This window comes from Rhodococcus sp. OK302 (assembly GCF_002245895.1).
Classification (GTDB): domain Bacteria; phylum Actinomycetota; class Actinomycetes; order Mycobacteriales; family Mycobacteriaceae; genus Rhodococcus_F.
Genome location: NZ_NPJZ01000001.1, coordinates 1557151 through 1569409, shown reverse-complemented (window position 1 = coordinate 1569409; position 12259 = coordinate 1557151). Strand labels below are relative to the sequence as shown.

Annotated in this window: 12 protein-coding genes and 1 riboswitch; of the genes, 7 read left to right on the top strand and 5 right to left on the bottom strand. The window is 60.2% G+C overall.

Going from position 1 to position 12259, the window contains the following annotated elements; translation table 11 throughout:
- The first annotated feature begins 93 nt into the window (after window positions 1-93).
- Together BDB13_RS07140 and BDB13_RS07135 are read left to right on the top strand one after the other, a co-directional pair.
- Window positions 94-2694, top strand: coding sequence for a response regulator transcription factor (locus BDB13_RS07140; protein WP_094271026.1), 2601 nt, complete (start codon window positions 94-96; stop codon window positions 2692-2694).
- Window positions 2695-2722: 28 nt separating this feature from the next.
- Window positions 2723-3148 (top strand): HIT family protein, encoded by a 426-nt coding sequence (locus BDB13_RS07135; protein WP_094271025.1) that lies wholly within the window; start codon window positions 2723-2725, stop codon window positions 3146-3148.
- Here the strand turns inward: BDB13_RS07135 and BDB13_RS07130 are convergent.
- Window positions 3133-3876: an alpha/beta fold hydrolase gene (locus BDB13_RS07130; RefSeq protein ID WP_094274739.1), complete on the bottom strand. Its 744-nt coding sequence runs from the start codon at window positions 3874-3876 to the stop codon at window positions 3133-3135. The genes BDB13_RS07135 and BDB13_RS07130 overlap by 16 nt on opposite strands.
- 44 nt (window positions 3877-3920) lie before the next feature.
- Here BDB13_RS07130 and BDB13_RS07125 point away from each other — a divergent pair, with 44 nt between their 5' ends.
- The 3 genes from BDB13_RS07125 (at window position 3921) to BDB13_RS07115 (ending at window position 5385) form a co-directional block, all read left to right on the top strand.
- Window positions 3921-4229 (top strand): antibiotic biosynthesis monooxygenase family protein, encoded by a 309-nt coding sequence (locus BDB13_RS07125; protein WP_094271024.1) that lies wholly within the window; start codon window positions 3921-3923, stop codon window positions 4227-4229.
- 53 nt (window positions 4230-4282) lie between these two features.
- Window positions 4283-4423, top strand: a riboswitch (cobalamin riboswitch).
- Window positions 4424-4447: 24 nt separating this feature from the next.
- Window positions 4448-4642 (top strand): CbtB domain-containing protein, encoded by a 195-nt coding sequence (locus tag BDB13_RS07120; RefSeq protein WP_094271023.1) that lies wholly within the window; start codon window positions 4448-4450, stop codon window positions 4640-4642.
- A complete protein-coding gene (locus tag BDB13_RS07115; RefSeq protein ID WP_094271022.1) occupies window positions 4633-5385 on the top strand; it encodes a CbtA family protein in 753 nt (250 codons plus the stop codon). Before BDB13_RS07120 ends, BDB13_RS07115 begins: the two co-directional genes overlap by 10 nt.
- A 61-nt stretch (window positions 5386-5446) precedes the next feature.
- On the opposite strand, the gene BDB13_RS07110 is transcribed toward BDB13_RS07115, so the two are convergent.
- Both BDB13_RS07110 and BDB13_RS07105 read right to left on the bottom strand, forming a co-directional pair.
- Entirely contained in the window at window positions 5447-7273 is a 1827-nt protein-coding gene (locus BDB13_RS07110; protein ID WP_094271021.1) for a flavin-containing monooxygenase, read from the bottom strand.
- Between the two features lie 98 nt (window positions 7274-7371).
- Window positions 7372-7827, bottom strand: coding sequence for a MarR family winged helix-turn-helix transcriptional regulator (locus BDB13_RS07105; protein WP_094271020.1), 456 nt, complete (start codon window positions 7825-7827; stop codon window positions 7372-7374).
- A 115-nt stretch (window positions 7828-7942) separates the two neighbouring features.
- Between BDB13_RS07105 and BDB13_RS07100 the strand changes: the two genes are divergently transcribed.
- Together BDB13_RS07100 and BDB13_RS07095 are read left to right on the top strand one after the other, a co-directional pair.
- On the top strand, window positions 7943-9442 hold the full coding sequence (locus BDB13_RS07100; RefSeq protein ID WP_094274738.1) for an MFS transporter: 1500 nt from the start codon (window positions 7943-7945) through the stop codon (window positions 9440-9442).
- A 165-nt stretch (window positions 9443-9607) separates the two neighbouring features.
- The gene (locus BDB13_RS07095) at window positions 9608-10876 is read left to right on the top strand and encodes a GAF domain-containing protein (RefSeq protein WP_094274737.1); all 1269 of its coding nucleotides are present in this window, start codon (window positions 9608-9610) and stop codon (window positions 10874-10876) included.
- On the opposite strand, the gene BDB13_RS07090 is transcribed toward BDB13_RS07095, so the two are convergent.
- Together BDB13_RS07090 and BDB13_RS07085 are read right to left on the bottom strand one after the other, a co-directional pair.
- On the bottom strand, window positions 10855-11529 hold the full coding sequence (locus BDB13_RS07090) for a DsbA family oxidoreductase (RefSeq protein ID WP_254922737.1): 675 nt from the start codon (window positions 11527-11529) through the stop codon (window positions 10855-10857). The genes BDB13_RS07095 and BDB13_RS07090 overlap by 22 nt on opposite strands.
- Before the next feature lie 68 nt (window positions 11530-11597).
- A complete protein-coding gene (locus BDB13_RS07085) occupies window positions 11598-12257 on the bottom strand; it encodes a DsbA family oxidoreductase (protein WP_254922736.1) in 660 nt (219 codons plus the stop codon).
- Between the last annotated feature and the right edge of the window lie 2 nt (window positions 12258-12259).

Below are 12259 nucleotides of genomic sequence, written 5' to 3'. Positions count from 1 at the left end.
CCCCAAGCAACCGGATTGTTCCGATATTTCCCGATATGACTAGTCGGATTAGGTAGGGCCTTCCGAATACAAGAAAACAAAGGGAATACACGGATGTTGGGGCGGGACGGGGAGTTGACGGCGAACATGCCCGAACGTCGATCCCTCTCCGAGTTGCTCCCCCGCCAAAGCCTCTTTGCGACATTGGATCGTCGAACCGCACTGACGATCGTGCGCGCACCGGCTGGATACGGCAAATCTGCGCTCCTGGCATCCTGGCTCCACACGCGTAGCACGTCCGGACGCCTACCCGTCTGGGTTGCCGCCCCCCATCCCAGTTCTAGCACCGCGGATTACTGGTCGATGGTCCTCCGCCAATGCAGTCAGTCGGGTATCGCAATTTCGGCCACACCCGCCGATTCGTATACAGATCTCCTCGCAGCGCTGGCCGAGTCAGACAGATCCGTACAACTCGTGTTGATCCGTCCGGATCGGATTCCGAACGCCGAGTTGGAAAGCCAACTGATCGAACTTGTATCTCGATGCCACCACCTGGATCTCGTCGTAACACTGTCGGGCCTGACACTTTTCCCCGAGCCCTATCTCCTCGACATCGATCACACACTGATCGGTGCTGACGACCTGCTGTTCAGCATCGAAGACACCCGAATGCTCTTCGGCCTCTCCGACACAACTCTGCTTCCCGGCGAAGCCGAGCAGATCACCGCGACGACGGGCGGACTGCCCGCCCTGGTGCGATCAGTCGTTTCAGTCGTCAAAGCCCTTCCGCAACAAGACCGTCGAGGGGATCTTCTCGAACTGAACCTGCAACGCGCCATCAACAAATACATACACGAGAAAATCCTCGCCGATTCCGAAATCGCCGACCATCGCGAGTTCATCGTGACGTGCGCGACGGCACGAACCCTTGACGTGGATACCGCACGCCATCTGTTCGAGTCAGGCGAATCTCGCGAGCACATTCGCGGGCGCCTCCTCCTCCTGGAGACCGTCGGCACTTTCTCCCGAATTGAAACCGAGACCGAGGAAACGTGGGAACTTGCTCCAGCAGTTCGACGTTCGATCCTCGCACTGCAAGCGCAGTCCGGAATTGATCCAGCACAACAGATGTCGCTGCTCGCGCACTACCGACTCGATTCCGGACGCCACGCGTCGGCACTGAAGTACGCCGTCGAAGCACATGATTGGCAACTCGTCGTCCACATTATCGAACATCATTGGGTCACGATGATCTCCGACAACTTGGAAACCATTCGCTCTGCACTGCAAAGGCTTCCGGAAAAAGCCGTCGGAAAGAACGTTGCCGTCAAAGCGGGACGCAACCTCTACACCATGCACATGACCAAAAATGTCAGCCTCGTCGATACGCTCCCTACCTCTCCGGAAGAACTTCGGGCACTCGGCGCCGGAGATAGCGCAAAAGACGCACTCAGCGTCGGCTGCGTGCAATCGATCATGTTGCGCATAGCCGGCGAATACGAGCAGGCAGCCGAAACAACCCGTCGCCTATCGCAATTGAGCCGAAGCGCTCTCGAGAACAATCCTGACGACGTGACCGCGCAACTCCCGATCATGCACCTGCAATGGGGAATCACATTTCAGTTGAACGGAAGGTTCGCAGAGTCGACTATCGAGATGCGAACGGCCTACCGGGGAGGCCAATCGCAGGGAGCCGACTATATCGCCATCAACGCTGCCGGAAGTGCTGCAATGAACTGGGCGATAGTCGGCGAACCCCTGCAATCGCAGCGATGGACCCAACTCGAGTACCGGCATCCGGATGCTCACGACAGGCTCCGATCGATGGTCAAGGTATCCGGATTGGTCGCCCGCACGCTTGCATCGCTCGACACTCTCGACTTTGCTGCGGCAGACGAAGCCCTCACTGCGCTGGGTCACGCGGCCGAGAGGGAAGAACTGTGGGCATTTGTCATCTACGCCCATTGCCAATACGCGCTGGCTCGTCGGGACACATTCTCCGCACTGTCCTTGTTACACAGCGCGGTTGACGCACATCAGAAGCACCTGAAACCAGGTTCGTTTGCCGGCCCACTGATGCGTTCGACCGAAATCGATCTCACTCTTGCTCTCGGGGACGGAAACAAAGCGTCGGCGCTGGCCGCCGAGATCGACGACCCGGCAGACAATCCGTGGACCCTGACGTCTGTTGCCCGACTCCGCCAGAAGACGGGACAGAACGAAGCCGCAGTGGCACTGTGCCACCAATTCGATTGGGCCGGTGAATCATACCCGCGCGCACAGATGGAAACACTCCTCGTTCAGGCCGTCGCACATTGCCAGTTGGGTGAACACCGGCGAGCCGCAGAGGCCTGGTCCAAAGCGTGCAGCATCGCAGATCAGACCGGCAATCTGCGGTCGTTCTCGACCATTGCCCGGCCCGACATCGATCAGCTCGAATCCCTGGCGGAAACCAATTCCAGCGCACTCGCACAGTTCTTGAAAGTGATTCCAGCCGAAGCTTTTCCACAATCGTTGCAGATCGTCACATTGACCGAACGTGAACGCACCGTCCTCTCACTGATCGACGACGGACTGAGTTCGGCGGCAATGGCCGACAAACTCTTCGTATCCGTTAATACGATCAAGACCCAGCTGCGCACGATGTATCGCAAACTCGGTGCGCACAATCGAAAGGAAGCCCTCACCCGGGCACGGGAACTTCGACTGCTCTGAATCGGTCGACCGGATACATTCTGTAGGCATGAACACCGATACCTGCATCTTCTGCAACATCGTCGGAGCCGCCCAACCGGCGATCCGGATCCTCGAAACCGAGACCGTGCTGGCCTTCCTCGATGCACGACCGGTCAGTCGCGGGCACACGCTCGTAGTCCCCAAGCGCCATGCGACAAACCTGGACGAACTCGAAAACCACGAGGGCGCTGAGATGTTCCGCGTCGGGACGCTGGTAGCCGGAGCACTGCGTCGATGCGATATCGCGGCGGACGGAGTCAATTTTCTGGTCAACGACGGACGCGCGGCTGGGCAGACGGTCTTCCATTCCCACCTACACGTCGTCCCGCGGCACCTCGGAGACAAAGCGAAGTTCGCCGCGGGCCTGCTGGCCCGGCGAGCTGTCGAACTCGAGCAGGCAGGAGAGTCGATCCGCAGTCAGCTCGCTCTCTGAGCTATCAAGAATTCCGTCACGACGTCCCGATAACTCTGCGGTTGATCGTCGTGGACCAAGTGTCCGGCGTCAGCAATGCGTACGTACTGCGTTCCCGGACGCTGCGCCATCTCACGCATCTGACCGTCCGGTGTAATTGTGTACTCGCCCTCGATAAGCAAGGTCGGCGCAGTCACCGCAGCCCACTGGTCCCAGAAATGGCGCGTTCCCCATTCCTCGGAGATATCCCGGAATGTGGAGACGTCACCGTGGAGGTACCAACCGTCGTCGCGACGGGTGAATGAATCCAGAAAGTATTGTCCGGCAACCGGACCGAAAAACTCCTTTGCCGCATCCTCGGTAGCAAAAGGCTGAGGCCACGCCGATACCATCTGCGCCCAGTTCTCCGCGGTGCGTCCGCGGAAGTCGGGTGCCATGTCTTCGAGGACCAACGCCCGTACCTTTTCCGGATGTGCCGCTGCAAAACACCAGGCGTGGAGAGCGCCCATCGAGTGCCCGATCACGATCATCGGCTCGTCGATTCCCGCTACTGCCGCCGCGACGTCCTCGACGAACGCCTCCGTCGTCAGCTCCTTCGGTGCAGGTCGACCGTGCCCGGCCGCGTCAAACGTGTAGACGTGTCCGAACTCGCGAATCCACGGCACGTGCCGGCGCCAGGTTCGTGCACTACCCATGAGGCCGTGCAACAAAAGAATCGGCTGACCCGTCCCACCTTCGTCATGCAACACGAGTGTCACCGTACGCGGTGAGCGCGCGCGGTAATGTCGGATACATGGCAGTCGTGAAGATCAATGCAATCGAAATTCCCGAGGGCGCCGGCCCCGAACTGGAGAAGCGCTTCGCAGCACGCGCATCCGCAGTGGAGAACTCTCCCGGTTTCCTCGGGTTCCAACTCCTCCGCCCCACCGCGGGCGAGAGCCGCTACTTCGTGGTGACGCAGTGGGAGACCGAGCAGGCGTTCGCCGACTGGCGCGACGGTCCGGCCCGCGCAGCGCACTCCGGTGAGCGCGCGAAGCCCGTCGCTTCGGGTGCGTCGCTGCTCGAATTCGAGGTAGTTCTGGACGTCCCAGCCAAGAGTTGAGTGACGATCGTGAAGGATTTCGCTCGCCTGGCGAACAAAATCCTTCACGATCAGACGCCATTCGCTGCTATGGTTCGCTTGTAAACGCGATGGTCCGACAGGAATCCGGTGAAAGCCCGGAGCGGTCGCGCCACTGTAATTCGAGGTGAACAACCTCGACAGCCAGACACTTCGGCCATCGCATGGACCTAGGGGACGCGAAATCCCAGGAGGCTTCGATGGCACTCGCTTATTCTCCCGACACGTCGATCGATTCGACTCGTCTCGCTTTCATCGCCGCAGCAATAGTTGTGCTCGCGATGCTGACTCTCTACGTGGTCGGATTCGACCAGGGCGCAATCTCGCGCACCGGCATGTACATGCATGAACTGATGCACGACGGACGCCACTTGATGGGCGTGCCGTGCCACTAGCCGACAATTTCACGAAGCTTCTGATTCGTGGCTTGTTGGCCGGTTTGATCGCGGGCATCCTTGCCGGCGGGGTTGCATACGTGCTGGGTGAACCGCACGTCAATGCCGCCATCGCGATCGAGGAAGCCAGCAGTGCCGGCGGACATACCCATGGCAGCGAAGAAGCACCCCTCGTTACTCGTGACGGTCAACGCGCCGGACTGTTTCTCGCCACATCATTGGCCGGATTGGCATTGGGCGCGATCTTCGCCGTAGTTGCCAACTACACCCGACGGATCACCTCGATGGCCGGGCCGTTGTTGGCAATAACCATCGCTACAGGCGGGTGGCTCGCTATCGAAGCCGTGCCCTTCTTCAAGTACCCGGCCAATCCTCCCGCTGTCGGCGATCCCGACACCATCAACCAGCGGACGCTGCTGTGGCTTGCCACCGTCATTCTGGGCTTGTTGGCCGTCACCGCTGCGGCAGCCGCCGCGAAAGCTGTTTCAGCTCATGAGTTCCTCAGTGTCCGGATCGCCGCTCCAGTTGCTGCGTTCTTGGTGATCGTCGCGATCGGTTACGTATCACTGCCCACGATCAACGAGGTCGGCGACGATTTTCCGGCAACTCTGCTGTGGGAGTTCCGATTGTCGTCGCTCGCTACGCAGGCGACGTTGTGGCTCGTTCTCGGATTGGCTTTCGCCTTCCTCACCGAGCGCGCCTCGAAGGAAGTCGAAATCGCGAAAAAGTTCGCTGTTCGCTGAAACTGCTGTGCGCCTTTATTAACCGCCCGCGGTTAATAAAGGCGCACAGCACAAGCAGGCGTCAGCTCAGATGATGCACTTCCTGCAAGCCGTACACCGGCGTCGGGATGCCCTCGTAACGCGCTTTGAGTTGAAGCGCGAGATACAGCGAATAGTGCCGCGACTGATGCAGATTACCTCCGTGGAACCAGAGAGCTTCCTGCTGCGTCGGCTTCCACATGTTGCGCTGCTCGCCTTCCCACGGGCCCGGGTCCTTGGTCGTGTCCGAGCCGAGGCCCCACACCTTGCCGACCTTGTCCGCAACATCTTGACCGATCAGATCGGCAACCCACCCGTTCATCGAGCCGTAACCGGTTGCGTACACCACGACATCGGCCGGCAGTTCCGTACCGTCTTCGAGAATGACACTGTCAGCGGTCAATTCACGAACATTCCCGTGTGCCAGCTTGATATCTCCGTTGGCAACCAACTCGGCTGCGCCGACGTCGATGTAGTAGCCCGAGCCGCGTCGTAGGTACTTCATGAACAGGCCCGAACCGTCGTCGCCCCAGTCGTGCTCGAAGCCGGCCTTCTCGAGCCTGTCGTAGAAGTCCTTGTCCCGCTCACGGATTGCGTCGTACACGGGAATCTGAAATTCGTGCATAATCCGGTACGGCAGTGATCCGAACGTGAGATCAGCTTTGTGTGTGGTCATTCCGGCAGCCAGTGCACGCTCCGAGTACAGATCACCCAAGCCCAAGTCCATCAACGAATCCGACTTCACGATGTGCGTCGAACTGCGCTGCACCATCGTGACGTCGACGCCGTTCTCCCACAGCGCCCCGCAGATGTCGTGTGCGGAGTTGTTCGCCCCGATGACCACAACCTTCTTGTCTACGTACTGATCCGGGCCGGGATGCTTGCTCGAGTGGTGCTGATCGCCGAGGAATGTGTCCTGCCCCGGGAACGTCGGAACGTTCGCCTTGCCGGACATCCCGGTCGCCATCACCAACTGTTTGGGCCGCAACGTCAACACTTCACCGTTTCGGTTGACGTTGACTGTCCATTCCTGCGCCTTCTCGTCGAACGACGCCGAGGTGCAGGTGGTGGAACTCCAGTACGGAACCTCCATGACCTTGGTGTACATCTCGAGCCAGTCGCCGATCTTGTCTTTGGGGGCGAATACCGGCCAATTGTCGGGAAACGGCATGTAGGGCAGGTGGTCGTACCAGACCGGATCGTGCAGGCACAGGGACTTGTAGCGTCCGCGCCACTGATCGCCGGGGCGTTCGTGACTGTCGATCACGACGGCCGGGACACCGAGCTGACGCATACGGGCGCCGAGCGCGATACCGCCCTGTCCGCCGCCGACGATCACGACGTAAGGCTGTGCGGTGTAACCGAGTTCGCGGTCTTCGATTTCCTTCTGCTCTGCCCAGGTCACGCGGTTGGGGTCGGCACCGTGCTTCGCCCCGCGGGGTCGACGGGTTCCTTTACCTTCTTCGTGGCCTTTGAGTTCCTGGAGAGACGTCAGCAATGTCCAGGCCTCATCACCCTTCAATCGAAGGTGTCCGTGGGCCCGGCCGGTTGCAGTCTCGAATTCGATCCAGGCAGAAATGACTCCGTCAGCTTCGTCCGGCGTCTCGGTGGTGCGAAATCCAGACGGATCGGTGTCGTCGAGACGCTCGGTGAGCATGTCGACAATCTGCTCACGTCCTTCGACGGTTTTGATGTTCCACGTGAACGTCACCAGGTCACGCCAGAAACTGTCGTAGGCGAATTTTTCTGCGACGCGTGCGATGTCGCGAGCTGCCAGTGCTGCTTCGAAATCTGCCAGCCAGGCGTCGACGCGATCCTGAGGTGTCACAGCCACTGTGGGTGAAACCGTGGAATCGATGGTTTGCGTCATCACTTCTCCTTCTCGGAATGTGATACACAGCACACCGCATCGCAGGCTCAGGTCACAAGCGTTGCAATCCGTTGCAATGCCGGAGGACCGAACTCCAACTACGTACGGGGCCAGGGCCGCCCGGCAAGCCTTTCGATGTCGGTATTGAAACGCTGCAGCCATGACGCAAAGGTGGCGACGTCCTCGGGATCCCAATCTTCCATTACCTGACCCAGGCCGACGATATTGTCGGCACGCTCGGCTTCGAGCTTGCGCGCCCCCTCGTCGGTGATCCGAAACTTGCGCGCCATTCCCCCCTCCGGGTCCGAAATACGTTCTACAAGTCCGGAATTCAACATCGATGATGTTTGACGACTCAGCGTCGACGTATCCAACCCGAAGGCGTCAGCGAGTTCACCGATGGACATCGGGCCGTCAATACTGATGCGACTCAACAACGTGTAGGCACTGCGGTCGAGATTGCTGCCGTCACGCTTGGATCGAGGGACCTGCATGGTCAGATATCGCCCCAGGAGCATGGTCTCGAATTCGATCAAATGCGTGGGCTTGTCCATGCCGGTCCTTCTGTCGATCCACTCTTTGCCCCCGTCCATACGGGATCCGGCCCGACGGTACCCCACCGGTATGTGCACACTACAAACGATATGTATGCTGCACATCTCTTGCATGATGCAACTCGTTCGCATCGTAAACGATTCTTTACTTTATACAAATAAGGAGAAGCGCGTGGAAAGTTCGACGCAACCCGACGTCCGCCCCGGCGGCCTCGTCGGAGTGCTCGCATTTGCGGGCATCGTCGCTGCGCTCATGCAGACGATCGTCGTGCCACTGATCGGGGATCTCCCCAAACTGTTCAACACATCGGCATCCAACGCGTCGTGGGTCATCACGGCCACATTGCTCGCAGGCGCAGTGGCAACACCGATCACCGGCCGACTCGGCGATCTGTACGGCAAACGAAAGATGATCCTGATCTGCTCGATTCCCCTGATTGCCGGATCAGTTGTCGCCGCTACGGCGTCGTCATTGATGCCGATGGTCATCGGCCGCGGACTCCAGGGCATCGGCGTCGGCATGATCCCGTTGGGTATCAGCGCACTGCGCGATCTATTCCCCCCGGAGAAACTGCATTCCGCAATCGCCCTGATGAGCTCTTCCATGGGCATCGGCGGAGCCCTCGGACTCCCCATGGCTGCTGCCGTGGCAGAGCACACCAGTTGGCGCGTCCTCTTCTGGGGATCTGCCGTCCTCAGCGTTGCCATCGCAGTGCTGATCTGGTTCTTCGTTCCCACCACACCCGTGCACAATCCCGGTGGCCGCTTCGATCTGATCGGCGCCCTCGGCCTGGGAGTCGGCTTGATATCGCTCCTCCTGGGCGTCTCGAAAGGCGGCGACTGGGGCTGGACCAGCGGATCGATCCTCGGACTGTTCGCGACCACCATCATCGTCCTGGCAGCCTGGGGTTGGTGGGAGCTGAGCACCGACGATCCGTTGGTCGATCTCCGCATCGCCGCGCGGCCTCAGGTGTTGTTCACCAATGGGGCTTCCATCGCAGTCGGCTTCGCAATGTACGCCCAGGCACTGATCCTTCCGCAACTCCTTCAGCTGCCCGAAGCCACCGGATACGGCATGGGACAGTCGATGCTGGCAATGGGACTGTGGATGCTACCCGGCGGGTTTGTCATGATGACTGTCTCAGTCGCCGGCGCAAAACTCTCCGCTAGCCGGGGGCCCAAAATAACGCTGCTGCTCGGAACTCTGGTCATCGCCGCGGGTTACGGATCCTCGATGTTCCTCATGGGAACGCCCTGGGGACTGTTGATCGTCACGTGCATCTGCAACGCGGGAATCGGCCTTGCCTACGGCTCGATGCCGGCACTGATCATGGGCGCTGTCCCGCCGTCCGCTACCGGATCGGCAAACAGCTTCAACACACTGATGCGCTCGGTCGGCACCTCGATCTCCGCTGCCGTCGTCGGCGTTGTTCTCGCGCAGATGAGCATGGACTTCGGCGGGCACACCCTGCCGACGGAAGCCGGATTCCGCACCGGCCTTCTCATCGCTTGCGGCGCCGCACTGTTCGCGGCCGCCATCACGACGCTGATTCCGGCCCGAAAGGTGAATCCTCCAGTCGAAATGGTTGCACCGCAGCCTGTCGCGAAGGTCTGACTCTGCACATTGCAACCACCTGCAACCCTTCTATAGTGTGGTCGCCATCACATATAACTCTCTCATCGGCCAATGCCAACGAGGAGACCTGGATGAGCGCCACAACCACCGGATCGATCAGCCGCTGACATGTCCACTGTCGAGACTCGGCTACCCGAACCCGCGATGCCACCCGGCGAGGATCCTCGTAACTACGCGAGGACCCTCGCCGCGGTGTACGACGCGACGATGGCCGGCGACAAATCGCCGGCACGCCCCCGCGATGTGGTGCGTCAGTCCTGGCAGCGCTTGAAAGATCTCGGAGTAGATCCCGAGCAGAATCACACCGAACCGTCGATGGATGTAGCCGAACTAGACCTACGACGCCGCGAATCCGGCCTCTACGACGTTCTCGACGATGTGACTCGCGGGCTCGAATCAGTTACCGCGAGCGGTGAAAACATCATGGTGGTCGCGGATATCCACGGAACAGTGCTGTGGCGCAGCGGTTCCCATCGCGTACTGGATCAGGCCGCACGGCTCGGATTCATCGAGGGCGCGAACTGGGCAGAGAATTCGGTCGGCACCAACGCCATCGGCACCGCACTGGTGTCAAGTCAGGCCGTCCAGATATTTTCGGCCGAACACTATGCGCGCAGCCATCATTCGTGGACCTGCGCCGGTGCACCGATCCGAGATCCGCGCGACGGTCGTGTCATCGGTGTCGTGGACATCAGCGGCCCGGCCAAAACCGTCCATCCCACCACTCTTGCCCTGGTCGACGCCGTCGCACGCCTCGCCCAATCGCACTTGCGCGACAAACATCGCGACAACCTCGACCAATTACGTTCTGTCGCAGCACCGATGCTTGCGCGTGGCAGTTCTCCGGCACTGGTTACCGATTCTCACGGCTGGGTTGCTGCAGTCGATTCGCTCCCACATCGCACGCGAATCCTGCTTCCCACTGCAATGACGCCCGGCAAGACCTGGTTTCCGTCGCTCGGTCTGTGCGAATTGAATCCGCTCCCCGGCGGTTGGCTAATTCGCCCGACGACGTCCGGCACCGAGATCGCGGCCGCCGCGATACACATCGACCTCCGAGACTCCGAGAACATGTCCGTGACCGTGACATCAGGATCTGGGGAATGGACGTACTCTCCCACACCGAGGCATGCGGAAATTCTGTTTCTCCTGGGATCCGAGCGGAGCGGACGAACAGCATCGCAGTTGGCGCATGATCTGTTCGGAGACTCGGCCCGCACGGTAACCGTACGGGCCGAAATGTCTCGTCTACGTAAGAATTTGGCGGGAGTTGTTGCGGCGCAGCCCTACAGGTTTGTCGACGCTGCAGACGTCACCCTCTCCGTCCCCGACGTCGGCGCATACCTACTGCCGTTCTCGAGTGCTCCGGCAGTGTGCGCCAGCCGATTGCATCAGGCCGACTCGGAGGCCTGAGTGAGCAACTGCAAGAACACCTCTTCGGGCTGAGCACCGGACACTGCTATTGCACGATTGGCAACAAAGAACGGAACACCGCTCACCTGGAACTGACGCGCCATCGACAGATCCTCGCGAACCGCGTCGGCTGCTGCGTCGGAGGCAAGTTGCGCGCGGACGGTATCCGCATCCAATCCCACACTGACAGCGATGCGGACCAGTTCTTCGCGGTCGTCGATCACCTTGCCGTCACTGAAGTGCGCTTTGAACAGAGCCTCGAGTAGGTCAGCCTGCTTGTCTCCGGCCAGATGAAGCAACCGGTGTGCGTCGAAGGTGTTGGCGGCGATCGCGGTATCGAAATCGAGATCCAGGCCAACCTCGGCTGCCGTATTCGCAACCGAAGAGAACATCTGCCGCACCTGATCCGGAGCCATTCCCTTCATCTCGACCAGAGCCTCGAGTTCGGTGCGGCCCTCGCCCACCGGAGTCTCGGGAGCCAGCTGGTACGAACGCCAGATGACCTTGACGCGATCCTTGTTCTCGAAACGGTCGAGAGCAGCTTGGAATCGGGTCTTGCCGATGTAGCACCACGGGCACGCAACATCCGACCACACCTCGACGGTGAGGTCCTGGCCGGTCACATCTTGGTCAATCACAATTTGATCAGTCACCGAAGGTCCAACAACAAACACTGCTCCGAATAATCCCGACGTCATCCGGCCAGGCCACATCGGATAGCTCAGGCAGGTTGGGAAGCCGCAGCGAGTAACTGCAAGAACACGTCTTCCGTTTGTGCACCGGAGACCGCTATTGCACGGTTGGCAACAAAGAACGGAACACCGCTCACCTGGAACTGACGCGCCATCGACAGATCCTCGCGAACCGCGTCGGCTGCTGCGTCGGAAGCAAGTTGATCCCGAACCGTATCCGCATCCAATCCCACGCTGACGGCGATGCGGACCAGTTCTTCACGGTCGTCGATCATCTTGCCGTCCCTGAAGTAGGCCTTGAACAGTGCATCCAGAAGGTCCGACTGCTTATCCCCGGCCAAGTGAAGCAACCGGTGAGCGTCAAAGGTGTTGGATGCGAGGGCAGTGTCGTAATTCAATTCCAGACCGAGCTCGGCTGCCGTGGCCGTGACGTGGTCGAGGACTTCTCCCAGCTGATCCGGTGTGGTGCCTCGCCGCGCGGCCATGGCATCAACCACTGCGCGGCCCTCACCCACCGGAGTCTCGGGAGCCAGCTGATACGAACGCCAGATGACCTTGACGCGGTCCTTGTTCTCGAACCTGTCGAGCGCAGCGTGAAAACGGGTCTTGCCGATGTAGCACCATGGGCAAAGAACATCCGACCACACCTCGACAACGATGTCCTGGCCGGTCGCGTCTTGGTCAATCACAA

Coding starts and splice junctions, on each gene's coding strand:
- BDB13_RS07140 (WP_094271026.1), top strand. CDS start 94: ATGTTGGGGCGGGACGGGGAGTTGACGGCGAACATGCCCGAACGTCGA.
- BDB13_RS07135 (WP_094271025.1), top strand. CDS start 2,723: ATGAACACCGATACCTGCATCTTCTGCAACATCGTCGGAGCCGCCCAA.
- BDB13_RS07125 (WP_094271024.1), top strand. CDS start 3,921: ATGGCAGTCGTGAAGATCAATGCAATCGAAATTCCCGAGGGCGCCGGC.
- BDB13_RS07120 (WP_094271023.1), top strand. CDS start 4,448: ATGGCACTCGCTTATTCTCCCGACACGTCGATCGATTCGACTCGTCTC.
- BDB13_RS07110 (WP_094271021.1), bottom strand. CDS start 7,273: ATGACGCAAACCATCGATTCCACGGTTTCACCCACAGTGGCTGTGACA.
- BDB13_RS07105 (WP_094271020.1), bottom strand. CDS start 7,827: ATGGACAAGCCCACGCATTTGATCGAATTCGAGACCATGCTCCTGGGG.
- BDB13_RS07100 (WP_094274738.1), top strand. CDS start 7,943: ATGCAACTCGTTCGCATCGTAAACGATTCTTTACTTTATACAAATAAG.
- BDB13_RS07095 (WP_094274737.1), top strand. CDS start 9,608: ATGCCACCCGGCGAGGATCCTCGTAACTACGCGAGGACCCTCGCCGCG.